We start from the raw sequence: 19,477 nt of genomic DNA on the forward strand, positions 1-19,477 counted from the left end.
TTGATGGTATAGAATTTAAATTATCCGAACACCTTCATGATTTATTTTGGAAACATGGACATCATGTTCCACTCCTATGGTCTCATAAACCTTTTTCATAGCGCGGGCTACCTTTTCTGCATTTTGTCTTCCCCGGCTCAAAGCGAAAATGGATGGTCCCGACCCCGAAATGCCCGCTCCTAGTGCCCCTGCATCCAAGGAAGCTTTTTTGACCCTATCAAAACCGGGAATAAGGATAGAACGGATGGGCTCAACGATATGGTCTTCCAAGGAACGACCTATCAACTCGTAGTCATTTTGAAGAAGCCCAGCAATCAATCCCCCCAAATTCCCCCATTGTTTGATAGCGGTTTGCATGGTTAAGGTTGTCTTTAGGATTCTTCGCGAGTCGGATGTTTTTATTTCGATTTGGGGATGGATTACCGTAGCAAATAATTCCTCGGGTGCTTTAATGGGTACGATATCCAAAGGCGTATAACTTCGTACTAGTGTAAAATTCCCAAATAGGGCAGGGGCCACATTGTCCGCATGGGCAACGTCACTTGCCAAGCGCTCCCCTTCCATGGCAAAGGTGACCAAATCCGTTTTTGAAAAAGGGTTTCCCAATAAATGGTTCATGGCCCAAACCGCTCCCGTGGAGCTCGCCGCACTACTACCTATGCCGCTTCCAGGTTTTATTTTTTTATTTATTTCGATTTCAAAACCTCCTTTGTAATCGGCTTTTTCCAATAATGCAAATCCCGCAACGCCAGCAACATTTTTTTCTGCTTCTAGGGGTAAATTCTGTCCCTCTATCTTGGTGATGAAAACACCTTTTTTAGGGATCTTTCGTACTACCATTTCGTCCCCCACCGAATCCAAGGCAACGCCAAGAACATCGAATCCGCAGGAAACATTAGCGATTGTCGCCGGGCAGAACACCTTTACTTCGTCCATAATTAAAAGTTACCTATTCTAATAATATCCGCAAAAATACCCGACGCCGTTACATCGGAACCTGCACCTGCTCCCTTAATAATCAATGGAAGGTTCCTGTATCTTTCGGTGAAAAACAATACGATATTATCACTTCCCTCCAGATTATAAAAATCATGACCTTCTGGAATTTCCTGAAGTCCTACGCTAGCTTTGCCATTTTCAAACTGAGCCACATATTTGAGCTTACAGTTTTTCGCTTTGGCATCGGCATATATTTTCTGAAAATCCGACTCATATTTGACCAAGGATGTAAAGAAATCATCGTTGTTCGTGGTATCCAAACTTTCTTTGGGCAGAAAGGAATTGTTCTTGATATCGTCTATTTCCAAAACATAGCCGCTCTCCCTTGCCAAAATGAGGATTTTCCGCATTACATCAATTCCACTTAGGTCTATCTTTGGGTCTGGCTCCGTATACCCTTCCTCTTGAGCCTTTTTTACGATATCGTGAAACGTGTTTGTATCATTGAAATTATTAAAGACAAAGTTTAAGCTTCCAGACAGAACCGCCTGTATCTTAAGAATTTTGTCTCCGGAAGCAATCAAGTTTTTCAAAGTGTCCAAGATAGGTAATCCAGCACCCACATTGGTTTCGAACAAAAACGGCGCATTGTATTCCCTGGCGAGGGATTTTAGGCGTGCATAATTAGTAAACTCTGAGGAACAGGCAATTTTGTTACACGTAACTACGGATATGCTGTTACTCAAAAAATCAGGGTAAGTGCCCGCTATTTCCGCACTTGCGGTATTGTCCACAAATATGCTATTTCGCAAATTAAGGTCCCTCACCTTATCGATGAAAAGTTTCTTATCGGCTTTTTGTCCACCGGACAAAGTATCTTGCCAAGTATCCAATTGTATTCCCTTTTCATCAAAATGCATGGTCCTGGAGTTGGAAATGCCAACCACCCGAACATTCAGCTTTAAATTCTTTTTTAGGTATTTTTCCTGTGATTTAATTTGGTTTAGGAATTTGGCACCAACATTCCCAACACCCATTACAAACAGATTGAGTTGCTTAACGTTTTCTTCAAAGAACTCTTCGTGGAGTGCATTAAGGGCCTTTTTCACATCCTTTTCGTTGATAACACAGGATATGTTGCGTTCTGATGCCCCTTGGGCAATCACCCTAATATTCACATTGTTCTTGCCAAGCGTGCTGAACATTTTTCCACTGAGTCCTTGGTGGCTTTTCATATTATCGCCTACTAGTGCTACAATGGCCAGTCCCTTCTCCGGTATAACTTCCTGGATTTTCCCCCTTTCAATTTCATAGGCAAAAGCTTCGTTTACCACTTCAACGGATTTTTCAATGTCATCTGCGGATACCCCAACACATATTGAGTGTTCAGAGGAGGCTTGTGTAATAAGGACGACACTTATATTTGCTTGTGACAGTACCTCGAAAAAGCGTTTGGAAATACCTGGAATCCCAACCATTCCGGGTCCTTCTAAAGAGAGTAGGGCCATATTGGCAATATGGCTTATACCACGAACCGTTTTTCCTCCTTCGTTCTTTGATTTCGTTATAAGGGTGCCAGCCTCATCAGGTTTAAAGGTATTTTTTATCAAGATGGAAATTCCCTTGGACAACACAGGCTGTATCGTTGGAGGGTATAGTACTTTTGCCCCAAAATGGGAAAGTTCCATCGCTTCCTCATAGGAAATATGGGTAATGGGCTTGGCTTGTTTTACCATTTTGGGATTGGCTGTGTACATGCCACTAACATCGGTCCAAATCTCCAAAATGTCAGCTTCCAAGGCGGCTGCGTAAATAGCCGCAGTGTAATCCGATCCGCCCCTGCCCAAGGTGGTGATGTCATTATTTTTTGAGGTGGCGATGAATCCCGGACAAACGGTTATAGAAGCCGAACTGTTTTTGAAATATTCCTTGCAATTAGCATCGGTCAACGTAAAGTCCACCACATTTTTGCCGGCAAGCTTAAAGGTTTTGATCAGTTCCCGACTGTCCTTGTAAACGGCATCTAGACCCTCCGAAGCCAAATACTCGCTTATGATATACGATGATAACAGTTCCCCAAAGCTTACGATTTTATCGGAAAGCTTTGGTGTAATCTCACCAATAAAATAGGCGCCTTCCAATAAGGTTTCCAGTATGTTCAATTCAGACTTTACCTTGCTAAGCACCTTGCTTTGGGCGGTTATGGGAATCAGTTCCTTTACGGTATCCAAATGTCTGGCCTCGATTTCACTCAGTATATCTTTATAACCAGTCTGTTCCTTGGCCGCCAACTCACCTGCTTGAAGTAGTTGGTCCGTCACTCCGCCAAAGGCGGATACCACAACAATTATATTCCCTTTATAGGATAAAAGGATGTTTTTGATTTTTATAATGTTTTCTGGGTTGGCAACCGAAGTGCCACCAAATTTTAAGACTTTCATGTTAGGGTGAAATAAGAATTAACTCTATGGGAATCGTGTTGAAAAACACAGTGGCGGAAGTATATAGTTCTTACCCCATAGGGGTTGAAAACACGTTACGTGTGTTAAAATAGTTTATAGTTGTATTGGATACAAACATAGTGTCCATTTAGGTACGATTCCTTTTTAATAGGATGAGGCCCAAAAGTAGTACATTTGACCAGCTATTCAAACGTTTCCACAATTTTTTATGGAATCGTTACTTTTTAATTCAATCTACCAAAAAATGAAGGTTTTTACTGCAGAACAAATTTATAAAGCCGATAAAGTAACCCTTGAGAAACAACAGATATCAAGTGATGCATTAATGGAAAGGGCGGCCCTACAAATCTTTCAATGGATGCATTTGAGAATGCAGGGGGCACCGGTAAAAATCCATCTATTCTGTGGTATAGGAAATAACGGTGGCGATGGTATTGCGCTGGCCAGGCATTTGTTCGAGCATGGTTATGAAATTGCTGTGTACGTGGTTAAGTATAGCGATAAACGATCCAAGGATTTCATGATCAATTTGGATCGATTGAAAGATCGTAAAATCTGGCCTGTTTACATGGATGCCGATACTGATATGCCAGAAATTCATCCAAACGATATTATCGTGGATGCCATTTTTGGGATAGGGTTGAACAGAACGCCCGATGCTTGGGTGGCCCAAATAATCAAGCATTTGAATACTTCCAAGGCGTTTATCCTTTCGGTGGATATTCCATCAGGGTTGTTTACGGACAGCGTTCCGGAGGACAAAGAAGCAGTAATTAAGGCCAATTATGTGTTAAGTTTTCAGGTGCCAAAGTTGGTTTTCTTTCTTCCCCAAACCGGAATTTATGTAGATCACTGGGAGGTGTTGGATATTGGACTTGATACCGATTTTTTGATGAACGCAAAAACGGACTACGAGCTGATATCTAAAAATGAGGTGCTTCAATTTTATCGCCCAAGAGAAAAATATTCGCACAAAGGCACCTACGGACATGCCCTTATAATTGGTGGGAGCTATGGAAAAATTGGTGCAGTAACCCTAGCTAGTAGTGCGGCATTGAAGGTAGGAAGTGGGTTGGTGACTGCCTATGTCCCGGAGTGTGGTTATGAAATTTTGCAGACTGCGATACCTGAGGTGATGGTAATATCCAATGGTAAATCCAATATAGAAGATATTGAGTTTGACCTGGAGCCCACTGCGGTTGGTATTGGAATAGGCATGGGGACAACGGACACATCTGTGAAGGCGCTTGAGAATTTTTTAAACCGAAATAAATTGCCTCTTGTCATAGATGCGGATGCACTGAACATTCTTTCCCAAAACCAAGAGCTTTTGGACCTCATCCCGGAAAAATCCATTTTAACACCGCACCCCAAGGAATTGGAGCGACTTGTAGGCAAATGGAAGGACGATTTTGAAAAGTTGGAAAAGGTGAAGCGCTTTTCCAAAGAGCGCAAGCTAGTCGTTGTTATCAAGGGAGCCCACACCATAACCCTATTTGATGGGAGGGGATATATAAACACTACGGGTAATCCAGGGATGGCCACAGCGGGCAGCGGCGATACCCTGACCGGTATCATAACGGGCTTAATGGCACAGGGATACCCAAGTCTACAGGCTGCCATTTTTGGGGTCTATATCCACGGAAGGTCTGGGGACATTGCCATAGAGGAAACAGGGTATCAGGCTTTGATCGCTTCGGATATTACTAAAAGTATCGGTAGTGCGTTTTTGGATTTGTTCAAGGTATCGGAGCATGAGCGTTCGGATACCTCTGAAAAGGAAAGCTAGTCCTTTACTTGGCGCTGATTCTTCTTTTGACCCATTTAAGGGCATTTTCATATTCAATGAAAAACTTCATCGGTTTTTTATAGAAGAGTTTTTCTATCTTGAAATTGTGCATATCTATTTCCTTAACGGAAACGATAGCAAATGCCTTTAGGTTCTCTAGCTCTTTTAAATAGCTGTATATAGTGGGGTCTATAGCATAGGAGTTTTTTCTAAGACTTATAAATCCGAAATTTTTGTCCCTGAAATGAATTTCAGAAATCCCTATTATTTGATACGCCCTTTCTAAAGTTAACGTGGCACCCTCATCAAAAATGGAAACCATATAATCGTCAAAAACCTGAATTTTTCCAACCTCCAGGTTGTACTCACGCACGATGATCTTTTTATTCACAGATCCTACCTTCATTTTATATTCATTATAGTGTCTGTAACGAAAATATACCGATTATCCCTCACCGTATAAATTATTAGATTAAAAGCGTAAATATCTCACGTAATACGATGGGGTCGATCACTTTGTGTTTCAATTCTTACGAGCGCCGATGAATTCCATTAAATAAAAAAAGGACATCTTACCTAGATGCCCTTCCTTTATTTTTTATATTCTCATTTAATTATTCAGATTTTGGAGACTCTTGTGGTTTGTCAATCTTAATGGTAAGTTCTTCCTTTTTCTCGTCCAAATCCATAGAAATGGTATCTCCTTCAGCCAACTTGGAATTTACGATCTCTCCTGCCAAAACATCCTCAATGTATTTCTGAATAGCTCTTTTTAGGGGTCTGGCACCGTATTGTTTATCAAAACCTTTTTCCGCTATATAGTCCTTTGCAGCTTCGGAAAGTTTTAATTCATAACCAATTCCCTTGATTCGTTTGTACAATTTGGAAAGTTCAATATCAATAATTTGATGGATATGTTCCCTTTCCAAAGGATTAAAGACGATGACATCGTCAATCCTATTTAGGAATTCTGGAGCAAACGCCTTTTTCAAAGCATTTTCAATGACCCCTTTTTGATGTGTGTCCGCCTGTTCCTTTTTAGCGGCGGTTCCAAAGCCCACGCCTTGTCCAAAATCCTTTAATTGACGGGCTCCAATATTGGAGGTCATAATGATAATGGTATTCCTAAAGTCTATTTTTCTTCCCAGACTATCCGTTAGATACCCATCGTCCAATACCTGTAGTAACATATTGAATACATCCGGATGCGCTTTTTCAACCTCGTCCAATAAAATAACTGAATAAGGTTTTCTCCTTACTTTTTCGGTCAATTGGCCACCTTCCTCATATCCAACATATCCTGGAGGTGCACCTACCAATCTAGATATAGCAAATTTTTCCATGTATTCGCTCATATCGATCCGGATTAAGGCGTCTTCCGAATCAAAAAGCTCCTTTGCCATAACCTTGGCCAATTGGGTTTTTCCTACTCCTGTCTGTCCTAAAAATATAAAGGAACCTATAGGTTTGTTGGGGTCCTTCAAACCCGCCCTGTTTCTTTGTATGGCCTTGGAAACCTTGGCTACCGCCTCATCTTGACCGATCACGTTCGCTTTGATAAGTTTTGGTAGCCCCGCCAATTTATTACTTTCGGTTTGGGCAATCCTATTAACTGGGATTCCACTCATCATCGAAACCACGTCTGCAACGTTGTCCTCCGTAACAGTCTCTTTGTGAAGCTTACTTTCATCCTCCCATTTTTCTTGGGCAATAGCCAAATCCTTTTCAAGTCTTTTTTCGTCGTCCCTCAGTTTTGCGGCCTCTTCATACTTTTGTTTTTTAACAACTGAATTTTTGAGTTCGCGTACATCTTCCAATTGCTTCTCCAATTCAAGAATTTGTTTAGGGACATCCATATTAACTATGTGTACCCTTGAACCGGCTTCATCCAATGCATCAATGGCCTTGTCTGGAAGGAACCTGTCCGTCATGTACCTATTGGTTAGTTTTACGCATGCCTCAATTGCTTCATCCGTGTAACTGACATTGTGATGGTCCTCATACTTTCCTTTTATATTGTGCAATATCTCTATGGTCTCGTCCACACTTGTAGGTTCAACGATCACTTTTTGGAACCTTCTTTCCAAGGCACCGTCCTTCTCGATATATTGCCTATACTCGTCCAAAGTGGTAGCCCCTATACATTGGATTTCCCCTCTGGCAAGTGCCGGTTTGAACATATTGGAAGCGTCCAAGCTACCGGTAGCGCCACCGGCGCCTACAATGGTATGAATTTCGTCTATGAACAATATGACATCATCGTTTTTCTCAAGCTCGTTCATTACGGCCTTCATACGCTCTTCGAATTGGCCCCTATATTTTGTACCGGCTACAAGCGAAGCCAAATCCAAAGTGACCACCCTTTTATTATAAAGAATGCGTGAAACCTTTTTATTGATGATTCTTAGGGCCAAACCTTCAGCTATGGCACTTTTTCCCACACCAGGTTCGCCTATTAATAACGGGTTGTTCTTTTTCCTTCTGCTCAATATTTGTGAAACACGTTCTATTTCCTTCTCCCTTCCTACAACAGGGTCTAGCTTGTTTTCTTCGGCCATAAGGGTAAGGTCCCTTCCGAAATTATCCAATACCGGGGTTTTGGATTTTTTGGAACTTTTATTTCCAGGGTTGGTTCCAAAGTTACTCTCCTTTCCTTCATTGGATTCATCTGAGTCACTAGGAAACGACTCGGAAGTAGGCGAATCTACAATTTCGTCATCGCTGGTTATCATAAACTTGAACTGTTCCTTGACCCCGTCATAGTCCACTTTCAACTTGTGAAGGAGTTTTGTGGTGGGGTCATTTTCGTTCCGTAGGATACATAAAAGCAAATGTGCCGTATTTATGGAACTACTTTGGAAAAGTTTGGCCTCTAAAAATGTGGTTTTCAAAGCTCTTTCCGCTTGGCGCGTCAAATGAAGGTTTTTCTTGTCTTTTTGAACGCTCCCCGCGTTTGGGTTGGAAGGACTAAGTATTTCGACCTTTCTTCGCAAATGTTCTAAATCTACGTCCAAGGCATCCAAGATACTTATTGCTTTTCCACTACCATCCCTCAAAAGGCCCAACATTAAATGCTCTGTACCTATAAAATCATGACCAAGACGTAAAGCTTCCTCTTTGCTGTATGCAATTACATCTTTTACTCTAGGTGAAAAATTATCGTCCATATATCGAATTATCAACTATAAAATTACTAAATATCAATGAATCCTAGGCAAATACCGTACCTATATTCGTTAAAGTTGTTCTAAATGACGAAAAAAGTTCAGCAAATCAAAGTACCTCCACGTTTAATTATTAACGAACGCACCCATGTTTTATGTTAATAAAATATTGAATAAATACCTTTTGAAGTTCTTCAAACCCCTCTATTTTCCGTATATTGGCATGCTTTTTTACGAATAAAAAACAATTAAAGATTTACGATGGCTGAAGGAGAAAAATTGATTCCTATCAACATAGAAGAGGAAATGAAATCTGCCTACATTGATTATTCAATGTCGGTCATAGTGTCACGAGCACTGCCAGATGTGCGAGATGGTCTGAAACCCGTACACAGGAGGGTGCTTTTTGGTATGCACGAACTAGGTGTACGGAGTAACAGTGCTCACAAGAAATCGGCGCGTATTGTAGGTGAGGTATTGGGTAAATACCATCCTCACGGAGATACTTCGGTTTATGATACCATGGTCAGGATGGCCCAGGAATGGAGTCTGCGTTATATGTTGATCGATGGTCAAGGTAACTTTGGTTCTGTGGATGGCGATAGTCCGGCGGCAATGCGTTATACGGAGGCCCGTATGCGAAAAATTGCAGATGAAATGTTGGCCGATATCGATAAGGATACCGTAGATCATCAATTGAATTTTGACGATTCATTACAGGAGCCTACTGTTTTACCAACTCGAATACCAAATCTATTGGTGAATGGTGCTTCAGGCATTGCTGTTGGTATGGCGACGAACATGCCCCCACATAACCTTTCCGAGGTTATAGATGGGACCGTAGCCTACATTGACAACAATGACATTGAAATAGATGAGTTGATCACCCATATTAAGGCTCCTGATTTTCCTACGGGAGGGATTATCTATGGTTATGACGGGGTCAGGGAGGCCTTCCATACAGGTCGCGGTAGAATAGTTATGAGGGCCAAGGCCCATTTTGAAGAAGTGCAGGGGCGCGAATGTATCATTGTGACCGAGATCCCTTATCAGGTGAACAAGGCGGATATGATTAAAAAGACGGCCGACCTTATCAACGATAAAAAGATAGAGGGAATATCAAACATAAGGGACGAATCTGACCGAAAGGGGATGCGCGTTGTTTATATGTTAAAAAGGGATGCGATACCCAATATTGTCCTTAATACGTTATTTAAATATACTGCTCTACAAACATCTTTCAGCGTAAACAACATTGCGTTGGTAAAAGGAAGACCACAGTTGCTGAATGTCAAGGAAATGATACATCATTTCGTAGAGCACAGGCACGAAGTGGTGGTTAGGCGTTCAGAGTTTGAGCTTAAAAAGGCGGAAGATAGGGCCCATATACTTGAAGGTCTCATCATTGCATCGGATAATATCGATGAGGTTATCGCCATTATTAGAGCTTCTTCCAATGCAGACGAGGCCAGGGAAAACTTGATGGAGCGATTCAAGCTTACCGAAATCCAAGCCAAGGCGATCGTTGAAATGAGGCTGCGTCAGTTGACAGGTCTGGAACAGGACAAACTGCGCTCTGAATACGATGAAATTATTAAGACCATAGCCGATTTGAAAGATATTCTTGCCAGAAAAGAGCGTAGAATGCAGATTATCAAGGAGGAACTTCTTGAAGTGAAGGAAAAGTATGGCGACGAACGACGTTCAGAGATAAATATTGCAGGTGGCGACTTGAGTATGGAAGATATGATTCCCAACGAACAAGTTGTAATTACTATATCTAGGGCCGGGTATATAAAAAGAACCCCACTTACGGAATATAAAACACAAAATAGGGGCGGGGTGGGCCAAAAAGCTTCCTCTACCAGAAACGAGGACTTTTTGGAATACCTTTTTGTAGGTACCAACCACCAATATATGTTGTTCTTCACGCAGAAAGGAAAATGCTTCTGGATGCGCGTATTCGAAATACCGGAAGGAAGCAGGACTTCTAAGGGAAGGGCCATACAGAACCTTATCAATATAGAGCAGGATGATACGGTCAAGGCCTTTATTTGTACCCAGGATTTAAAGGACGAGGATTATGTGAACAGTCACTATGTGATTATGGCTACCAAAAAAGGTACAGTTAAAAAGACCTTATTGGAACAATATTCCAGACCAAGACAAAACGGTATCAATGCCATTACAATTCGCGAGGACGATGAATTATTGGAAGCCAAATTGACCACAGGAACGAGTCAGATTTTCCTTGGATTGAAGTCTGGTAAGGCCATTAGGTTCGAGGAAAGTAAGACGAGACCTATGGGTAGAAGTGCATCTGGGGTTCGAGGGATCACTTTGGCCAATGATGATGATGAGGTGATAGGCATGGTTTCCGTACACAATTTTGAGGATGAACTTTTAGTAGTCTCGGAAAACGGATACGGAAAAAGATCTAGTATTGAGGATTATAGAATTACCAATAGGGGAGGTAAGGGTGTTAAAACCATCAGTATTACCGAAAAGACCGGGAATTTGGTCGCCATCAAGAACGTAACGGATTCAGATGATTTGATGATTATCAATAAATCAGGTATTGCCATAAGGATGAGCGTAGAAGACCTTAGGGTTATGGGAAGGGCGACCCAAGGTGTGAGATTAATTAATATTAGGGATAACGATTCCATTGCGGCCGTAGCCAAGGTTATGAAGGATGAAGATGACCTGGATGAAACCAATATTAAGGACATAGAAGTCAACCCTGAGTAAAACTTGGCACGGGAATTGATTAAATTTGCACCGAATGAAAATTAACACTAATTAATATTTAATAACTTCAAAAATGAAAACTAAGATTTCAATAATAGCGGCGATGTCCTTTGCAGTAATTGGATTAGCTCAAAAAAACGAGATAAAAGATGCTGAGAAGGCATTGAAGGATGGGGACGCTTCGGCGGCAAAGACCAGTATTGAATCGGCCATGGGCAGTATAGCGAGTGCTGATGAAAAAATGCAGGCTCAATATTATCACACAAGAGGTAAGATTTATGCTGATTTGGCAAAAAAAGGAGATGATTCGGCATTTGAAACGGCAGCAAATTCCTTTAAAAAGGTTTTGGAAATCGAGGAGAAATCCGGTAAGAGCAAATACACTAGCGAAGCCAACCAGTATATGGCCAGTATTGCAGCTGATTTGGTGAATTCAGCTGTATCCGATAACGAGCAAAAGAAGTTCGATTCCGCAGCAGAAAAGCTTTATATGAGCTATAAATTAAGTCCTAAAGACACTTCTTACCTCTATTATGCCGCAAGTAGTGCCGTAAATGGTGGGCATTATGAAAAGGCTTTGGATTACTACAATGAACTTCAAGAAATTGGTTATGACGGTAGTGGTGTCGTATATAAAGCTACCAACACAGCGACCGGTGAAGAGGAAATTATGGATAAAGTTCAGCGAGATTTAATGGTTAAATCAGGAACATATAAAGATCCAGTGGACGAAAAAACGCCTTCCAAAAAGGCTGAAATCGTAAAAAATACAGCACTGATATATACTCAGTTGGGACAGGACGATAAGGCTTTGGAAGCATACAAGGCAGCAAGAGCAAATGACCCTGAGGATGTGAATCTAATTCTTAACGAGGCTAATTTATATTTCAAATTAGGTGATAAGGACAAATTCAAGGAATTGATGGCTGAGGCCATTTCTTTGGCACCGGATAATGCAGATTTGCATTATAATGTAGGTGTAATCAATATGGAGCAAGGCAATTATGAGGAAGCAAGGGAGTCTTACAAGAATGCAATTGAAATCAATCCTGGATATACCAATGCCTATTTGAACCTTTCTACTACCTATGTAAATGAGGGTAACGGATTGATCGATGAAATGAATTCTTTGGGAAGTTCCCGTGCAGATATTGCCCGCTATGATGAACTTAAGGAAAAGAAGGATAATTTTTTCACGCAAGGCGCTAATATTTTGGAAGAAGCCTTAAAAACTAATCCAGATAATCAAGGTGTTTTGACCCAATTGAAAAATATCTATGGTGCCATGGGCGATAACGAAAACTTCATGAGAATAAAAAAGTTGTTGGAAGAGTAATTATAATCTTCCCTACAAATTAAAAGGCCCTTAACATAGGGCCTTTTTTATATTATTTTTTTTATTACGCGGAGTTTATGGGAATAATTTCTCAGTTCGTTATTAAATATTCCTGTGTGGTCTATTCGGTCTATTCTGACCAACCCGTTCACATGGATGATATAATTGTTCTCCATGATAATCCCAACATGGTTTATCATTCCGCTGGCATCATCAAAAAACGCTAGGTCTCCTGGCTCGCTTTCTTCAACAAAACTCAAAGCTTCCCCTTGTTTGGCCTGCTCTTGGGCCGTGCGTAATAAATGATAGCCGTTTATTTTATAGACCATCTGTGCAAATCCAGAGGCATCTATGCCAAATGGGGACTTACCTCCCTTTAGTTCAGGTGAGTTAAGATATAACAAGGCAATGTTTATTAGGTTTTCCTTTACCTGTTTTCCAGTGATTTTATTTCCGTCTACGGTAACCGGTAGGCACTTTGTAAAGGGAATGGATGAGCCTAAGAGAATTGCGGTGAGCATACCGTTTGGCCGTTCAGCAAAGCCAATCAGGTCGGAGGATAGGACACTTGTTTTTTCCTCGATTGCCTCAAATTCTTCTTTCGTAATGAATTGTAATTGATTGTTTGGTATCCATCCTTCACATCTATCCGTGGGAACCCTAATCTTTGACCAGTGTTTTCTGGACTCCAACACCTTGAAATGTTCGCCGAACAATAGTTGGCTCGTCATTTCAGAGGTTTCATCGGGCGATTGTCTTAAAGGAACCAGACTTAAAGGGCAAATTCCGTATTGCATCTAATTAAAAAAGGATTTTCAGGCTCTTTTCAAAACCATTGAAGAAGCCCCGCCGCCTCCATTACAAATGGCCGCCGCACCTATTTTTCCATTTTGTTGATCCAGAACATGTAATAAAGTCACAAGAATCCTAGCTCCGGAACAACCTAAGGGGTGTCCCAATGAAACCGCTCCACCGTTCACATTCACCTTGTCATTGGAAATTCCCAGCAGTTTCATATTGGCCAGGCCAACTACCGAAAAAGCCTCGTTAAATTCAAAAAAGTCAATATCTTTCAAGGATACCCCGGCTTTTTGTAAGGCCTTTGGTAATGCTTTGGCCGGTGCGGTCGTGAACCATTTGGGTTCCTGTGCGGCATCGGCATAACCTATAATTTTTGCCAAAGGTTTTAGCTGTAGCTCTTTTGCTTTTTCAGCACTCATCAAAACAAGGGCGGCGGCACCGTCATTAATGGTGGATGCATTTGCGGCGGTTACCGTACCATCCTTGGAGAAGGCAGGTCTTAAATTAGGTATCTTATCCAAAATCACATTCTTATACTCTTCATCTTCGGATACAACCACGGGTTCACCACGTCTCTGCGGTACGGATACCGGGATGACTTCATTTTTGAACAGACCCTTTTTCCAGGCGTTCGCTGATCGAGTATAGGATTGAACTGCAAATTTGTCCTGGTCCTCCCTGGAGAAGTCGTATTTGGTAGCACAGGCATCTGCACAGACCCCCATGGCATTTTGGTCATAAGCATCCACCAGGCCATCTTTTTGCAGACCATCGATCATAGAGGATGGTCCAAATTTTACCGGAGTTCTTAAGTAAGCATAATGTGGAATCAAGCTCATATTCTCCATACCTCCAGCAACGATGATCGAGGCATCTCCCAAAGCTATTGCTTGGGCGGCCTGCATGACGGCCTTCATTCCCGAAGAGCAAACTTTATTGATTGTGGTACAAGGTACCGTATCGGGTATACCCGCATAAAGAGCCGCCTGTCTCGCAGGAGCTTGCCCTGTTCCGGCTTGTACCACATTTCCCATCAAAACCTCCTCAACCATGTCAGGCTTCAAATCTATTTTTTCTAGAGCTCCCTTTATAGCTTCAGCACCAAGTTTTGGTGCTGGAACCGAAGATAATGCCCCCATAAAACTTCCAATTGGAGTTCGTACTGCAGATACTATAACTACCTCTTTCATATAAATTGTCATCTTTGTATTGGCGAAATTACTAAATTCTATATCAACCATGCCCCACTGCCACCAATTCGTCACCGTAAGTTTATATTTTCTATTTTTGAATACGGGTACACTAAAATCGTAGTCTTGGATAACCTTTACAAAAAACAATCCCTTATTTTCAAATATGTCCTATATGTTGTGGCTATAGGATTTATCGTGTTCTTTTTCCCCAAGGGAGGTAAGTTCAAGTACGAGTTCCAAAAGGGAAAGCCCTGGCAGTTTGAGACTCTGTACGCACCTTTTGATTTCTCCATAAAAAAGACCGATGCTGAAATAGCTGAAGAAAAGCAGAACATTGATGAAACCAGTGGCCAGTATTTCAGATATGACCAACGGAAGGTGAACAACGTTTATGAAGGATACAATGATTCTTTCGAAGAAGTATTCGGTAGTTCCAACTATACCGATTCACAGAGGCGATTTTTAAAAAGTATTGGTGAAACGCTATTGGATTCCATATACAAAAACGGTATCCTGGATAGTAGTGCAGGGCAAGTCAAAGCCAATGCTATTTTCCTGCTTAGGAACAACGAGGCCACAAGCAAGCAGATTTCTTCCTTTTATAGGGTTGCCGATGTTGGAACTTTGGTACAAAAGAAACTTGAAGATGAAAATATTCCACATCTAACACAGGAATTCCAAGATATCTTTTTTGATCTTATTGTCCCTAATGTTAGTTATGATGCCAATCTGACCCAGAAGAGTAGGGAGGATGCCCTGTCTAAAATTAGTTATACCAGAGGTACTGTAGATGAGGGTAAATTGATCATAGCCAAAGGAGAGGTGGTCGAGGGCGAAAACTTAAAAATATTGGAGTCGTTGAAGTCCGAGTATGAATCTGAATTATGGACCGCCAATAACTATTATATAATTCTGATAGGGTACACTGTGCTAGTGGCCTTGGTATTGTTAATGCTCTTCCTTTTTTTAAAGAAATACAGGCCTTCCATTTATGCTAACAACACAAAGGTAACCTTCATTTTTTTCAATATACTATTGATGGTTTTCATTACCACTATGGTAGTAAAATATAACGATTCATTGGTATTTGTTGTACCTCTCTGCATACTTCCCCTAATTCTAAAGACTTTCTTTGATGCTAGATTAGGTCTTTTTGCGCATGTATTGACCGTATTGATTCTGGGCTTCGTTGTGCCCAACAGTTTTGAATATATCTTTTTGCAAATAATTACGGGAATCGTTACTATTTTGACCGTTTCCGAGTTGTACAAACGAGCCAATCTTTTTATCTCCATCGGTCAAATAATATCCATTTATATTGTGGGTTATTTGGCCTTTCATATTATCCATGAAGGCAATCTCAACAATATATCATGGTACACCTTGGGACTCTTTTTGCTCAATGGAATGATTACCCTCTTCGTACAGCCCTTGATTTATATTTATGAAAAGGTCTTTGGTCTTGTCTCCGATGTATCCTTATTGGAACTATCCGATACCAATTCAAAACTTTTAAAGGAACTATCCAATAAGGCACCTGGAACTTTCAATCATTCCCTGCAAGTGGCGAATTTGGCGGAATCAGCAGCCAATGAGATTGGGGCGAACGCCATGTTGGTCAGGGTTGGCGCCTTGTACCACGATATTGGTAAAATGAACAATCCTACTTATTTTACTGAAAATCAAATAACCAATGTAAATCCACACGACGAGATTACGCCAAGGGAAAGTGCAAAAATTATTATTGACCATGTCATTAAGGGAATTGAACTGGCGAGAAAGAATAAATTGCCGGACAGAATTATCGATTTTATAAGGTCTCACCATGGAACCACCTTTGTATATTATTTTTATAAGAAGCAAAAGGAATTGGAGGCGGAGATAAGCGAAGAAGAATTTAGATACCCTGGTCCGCTTCCTTTTTCCAAGGAAACGGCCATTTTGATGATGGCAGATTCCGTAGAAGCAGCCTCTAAAAGCCTGAAAGATCCTACCTATACGATGATCGACGAATTTGTTGATAAAATAATCGCAGGACAAATGAAAGCGAATCAATTTCTAAATGCCGATATAACTTTTAAGGAAATCGAAACCATCAAGAAGATTTTCAAGCAGAAGTTGACCAACATTTATCATTTGCGCGTGGAGTATCCTGAATAATAGATAGTTGTTTTATTTTTTCAAAAAACCTAGTAAAATAGTTGCGTGCTTCTATGGTAAAAATTACATTTGCATCCGCAATTTGAGCTAACGTTCTTAAAAATAAATTATTGGAGAGGTGCCGGAGTGGTAACGGAGCAGATTGCTAATCTGTCGACGCGTAAGTGTCGCATGGGTTCGAGTCCCATTCTCTCCGCAATTTCTTTTAATTTAAGATAGCTTCGGGGTGTAGCGTAGCCCGGTTATCGCGCCTGCTTTGGGAGCAGGAGGTCGCAGGTTCGAATCCTGCCACCCCGACGAATGAAATTAAAGCCTTGAAAATCAAGGCTTTAATTTTTTTAAAACCTCCAAAATCGCCTAAAAACCAGTATCAGCGATACCTATTCGATTATTTGTTTTACCCTTCACTTTGGCAAGACCCAGTCTTTATTTACACATTTCTTCTGGGTTCTGGGGGAAATCGTATTTAAACAAAAAAAGAAATCGAAAAGTTAAACCATAAACTTAATTTCTGAACGTACTGCATGGCCCTTTAATTCTCTAAAGGAGCCCCATAAAAGGATAATTAGGTATAATATTTAAAGAGACGAAGAATTGGACAGCCTACCAAAAAGTTATCCGTTTTATTGAAACTATTCCTTAAAACCTCCGTTTTTATGGGACCATTATTAGAAAACAATCCTATTCTTGTAATATAGTTTTTTGACTATTAAACATTGCAAAAAAGAAGGGATTAATAAATTAAATAAGTTCACTGTTCTCTAGATTATTTTTGAGTTTAGCATGATTTTCCCAGAAGCGGTCTTTGATTTTTTGAATGATGCCATCAAACTCGGGATGACTTTTTAAGGGTTTAATAAGTGGTTCATCTTCAATTAATAAAAACCAATAGAGATAATTCTCTGCTTTGGAAAATATTCTAAGCTCTTCAACTGCCTCATTAATCTTCCCTTCATACGCGTATTTCCAAACGAGATTCACACTTTTATAATTCGATTGATCACCTTTGCAGTATTCAGAGAAATCATTAAACAATTCGTCAGCTTTTTTATCCAAGCCCATCTCTTTGTAGACCTGTGCAATTTTGACGTTTTCCTGTATATAAATATCCAGTCCATTTACTTCCCTGGCTTTCACAAATTTTTTAAAATAGGAATAGGCACTGTCATACTTTTCCTCAATGTAGTACAACTTCCCTATGTCCTGTAAAATATCAAGCCGAGTAGTATCCTTCTTCCATTCGTTTAAAAGTAAATTCCTTGTACGCTTAATATTACCATCCTTGGCGAAGAGAATAAATGCCTTTAAGTGCGGAGCAAAATAGTTTTCAGCATTATAATCCAAAGACTTGTTGATATATTTCAAGGCTTCATCTGCAAATCCTGAGGATACAAGGGCATTGCTTAGCTGTAAATATGTGTAGCTCTGGGTAATGGAATCACTCGCAACGGTAAGCTGAACCCCTTTTAAGGCATACTCTAGGTATTTATTGGTATTGGGAAGCATATGTGAGTAAAATTCCGCCAGCATTTGTACCGCCAGCGATGAATTAGGATTATACTCCAATGCCTTATCAAGATGTGGCAAGGCCAAATTGTATTCCTTTGTTTGTATATAGTAAAAGGCCTTGGCGACCAAGCTTTCGGCAGATTTTGAATCATAGAGCAGGGCCTTGTCCGCAAAGCTGTTAATCTTTTCGGTGTATTGCTTTTCGAGTTGGGACATTTCGAGCAGATAGTATGAAATGGCGATGTTGGCATAGGCGAGGGCAAATTCCGAATCTTGTTCTATGGCCTTTTCAAACAATGCAATGGCCTTTTCTAAGCCTTCTTCTGTGCGTGAATAATAAGGATCCAATGCTTGTAGGTAGTAATCATAGGCCAACAGGTTTTCAGTTGGTTTTTTTTCAATCTGCTCCAATTCGGCCGGTGTCACGACAGCTGCAATGGCATCTGCGATTTTCTTGGCCACATCGTTTTGCAGCTCAAAAATGTCCTCAACTTCCCTATTGTACTGTTCCACCCAAATAGGGGTATCTGTTGAAGCGTTAATCAATTGTACGTTGAGTAAAACTTGATTGCCGACGCGTTGGCCACTACCTTCTACCAAATAGTTCACATCCAATTCTTCGGCAATCTCTGGAATGCCCTTATCGGTTTTTCTATATTTCTCTACCGAGGTTCTACTGATGACCCGTAAATCCTCAATCTTCTGAAGGTTGTTCAATGCGGATTCCATCAACCCATTTACAAAATACAAATTGGTAGAATCGCTGCTCTCATTTTTAAAGGGCAATACCGCAATTGATTTTTCAGTTTTCGGTTCATTTTTAGCATCTTTTTTATTGAACAGTACTATGCCAATTATTATCACCGCTAAGGATGTTGCTGCAATTAGCGGCCAGCGATATCTCTTCAAAATGTTGGTTTGGACCTTTTCTGGTTCGACCACCACAGTATTTTTTCCAACCTCCCCGGGGGAATATCCGTACTGTTCCCGAAAGCATTTAATGAAATAGGAAGTGCTTCCAAAACCTACTTGATACGAAATTTCGGAAACCGTCGAAGAATTATCCTTGAGTAGCTCCATGGCTTCTTTAAGACGGACTTGACGAATAAATTGACTTGCCGAAAGTTGTGTTAGTTTTTTGATTTTCCGGAGCAGGTTGGACCGGCTCATGCTCATAGCATCCGCCAATTCCGAAACCCCAAATTGCTCGTTGGCCAGGTTTTCCACAATTATGGCCTCTGCTTGGGTTAAAAAAGTTGATTTGATGGGAGATTCGTTGGACATATCGTTTACTACTGGCTCTAAATTAGGTAAAATCTAGAGAATTAAGCGTTTTCTCGAAGGCCACCTAATTATCAGAAAAGTATCTTTTG

The 19,477-nt window shown here is 40.7% G+C and carries 11 protein-coding genes and 2 tRNA genes; 6 read left to right on the forward strand and 7 right to left on the reverse strand.

The genetic code is table 11. The annotated features are described in order from the left end of the window. Window positions 1-15: 15 nt before the first annotated feature. A complete protein-coding gene (locus DZC72_RS09405; RefSeq protein ID WP_125222687.1) occupies window positions 16-936 on the reverse strand; it encodes a homoserine kinase in 921 nt (306 codons plus the stop codon). Between the two features lie 2 nt (window positions 937-938). Next, a complete protein-coding gene (gene thrA, locus DZC72_RS09410; RefSeq protein WP_125222688.1) occupies window positions 939-3,380 on the reverse strand; it encodes a bifunctional aspartate kinase/homoserine dehydrogenase I in 2,442 nt (813 codons plus the stop codon). Window positions 3,381-3,645: 265 nt separating this feature from the next. Between thrA and DZC72_RS09415 the strand changes: the two genes are divergently transcribed. Further along, window positions 3,646-5,190 carry an NAD(P)H-hydrate dehydratase gene (locus DZC72_RS09415; protein WP_125222689.1) on the forward strand — a complete coding sequence of 515 codons (1,545 nt, stop codon included), beginning with the start codon at window positions 3,646-3,648 and terminating at the stop codon, window positions 5,188-5,190. Between the two features lie 4 nt (window positions 5,191-5,194). On the opposite strand, the gene DZC72_RS09420 is transcribed toward DZC72_RS09415, so the two are convergent. Then, the gene (locus tag DZC72_RS09420) at window positions 5,195-5,596 is read right to left on the reverse strand and encodes an STAS/SEC14 domain-containing protein (protein WP_125222690.1); all 402 of its coding nucleotides are present in this window, start codon (window positions 5,594-5,596) and stop codon (window positions 5,195-5,197) included. A gap of 208 nt (window positions 5,597-5,804) precedes the next feature. Further along, window positions 5,805-8,357: an ATP-dependent Clp protease ATP-binding subunit gene (locus DZC72_RS09425; protein WP_125222691.1), complete on the reverse strand. Its 2,553-nt coding sequence runs from the start codon at window positions 8,355-8,357 to the stop codon at window positions 5,805-5,807. Between the two features lie 258 nt (window positions 8,358-8,615). Between DZC72_RS09425 and gyrA the strand changes: the two genes are divergently transcribed. Further along, window positions 8,616-11,105 (forward strand): DNA gyrase subunit A, encoded by a 2,490-nt coding sequence (gene gyrA, locus DZC72_RS09430; protein ID WP_125222692.1) that lies wholly within the window; start codon window positions 8,616-8,618, stop codon window positions 11,103-11,105. A gap of 73 nt (window positions 11,106-11,178) precedes the next feature. Next, window positions 11,179-12,441: a tetratricopeptide repeat protein gene (locus tag DZC72_RS09435; protein WP_125222693.1), complete on the forward strand. Its 1,263-nt coding sequence runs from the start codon at window positions 11,179-11,181 to the stop codon at window positions 12,439-12,441. A 47-nt stretch (window positions 12,442-12,488) separates the two neighbouring features. Here the strand turns inward: DZC72_RS09435 and DZC72_RS09440 are convergent, their stop codons facing one another. Both DZC72_RS09440 and DZC72_RS09445 read right to left on the reverse strand, forming a co-directional pair. Continuing rightward, on the reverse strand, window positions 12,489-13,238 hold the full coding sequence (locus DZC72_RS09440; protein ID WP_125222694.1) for a C40 family peptidase: 750 nt from the start codon (window positions 13,236-13,238) through the stop codon (window positions 12,489-12,491). An 18-nt stretch (window positions 13,239-13,256) separates the two neighbouring features. Next, window positions 13,257-14,432, reverse strand: coding sequence for an acetyl-CoA C-acyltransferase (locus DZC72_RS09445; RefSeq protein WP_125222695.1), 1,176 nt, complete (start codon window positions 14,430-14,432; stop codon window positions 13,257-13,259). A 126-nt stretch (window positions 14,433-14,558) separates the two neighbouring features. On the opposite strand from DZC72_RS09445, the gene DZC72_RS09450 reads away from it, so the two are divergent. The 3 genes from DZC72_RS09450 (at window position 14,559) to DZC72_RS09460 (ending at window position 16,892) form a co-directional block, all read left to right on the forward strand. After that, window positions 14,559-16,595 carry an HD family phosphohydrolase gene (locus tag DZC72_RS09450; RefSeq protein WP_125222696.1) on the forward strand — a complete coding sequence of 679 codons (2,037 nt, stop codon included), beginning with the start codon at window positions 14,559-14,561 and terminating at the stop codon, window positions 16,593-16,595. A 112-nt stretch (window positions 16,596-16,707) separates the two neighbouring features. Further along, window positions 16,708-16,791 (forward strand) — tRNA-Ser (locus DZC72_RS09455). A gap of 26 nt (window positions 16,792-16,817) precedes the next feature. After that, window positions 16,818-16,892 (forward strand) — tRNA-Pro (locus DZC72_RS09460). A 444-nt stretch (window positions 16,893-17,336) separates the two neighbouring features. Here the strand turns inward: DZC72_RS09460 and DZC72_RS09465 are convergent. Next, window positions 17,337-19,388 carry a helix-turn-helix domain-containing protein gene (locus DZC72_RS09465; RefSeq protein ID WP_125222697.1) on the reverse strand — a complete coding sequence of 684 codons (2,052 nt, stop codon included), beginning with the start codon at window positions 19,386-19,388 and terminating at the stop codon, window positions 17,337-17,339. Window positions 19,389-19,477: the final 89 nt, after the last annotated feature.

The organism is Maribacter algicola, assembly GCF_003933245.1.
GTDB lineage: Bacteria > Bacteroidota > Bacteroidia > Flavobacteriales > Flavobacteriaceae > Maribacter > Maribacter algicola.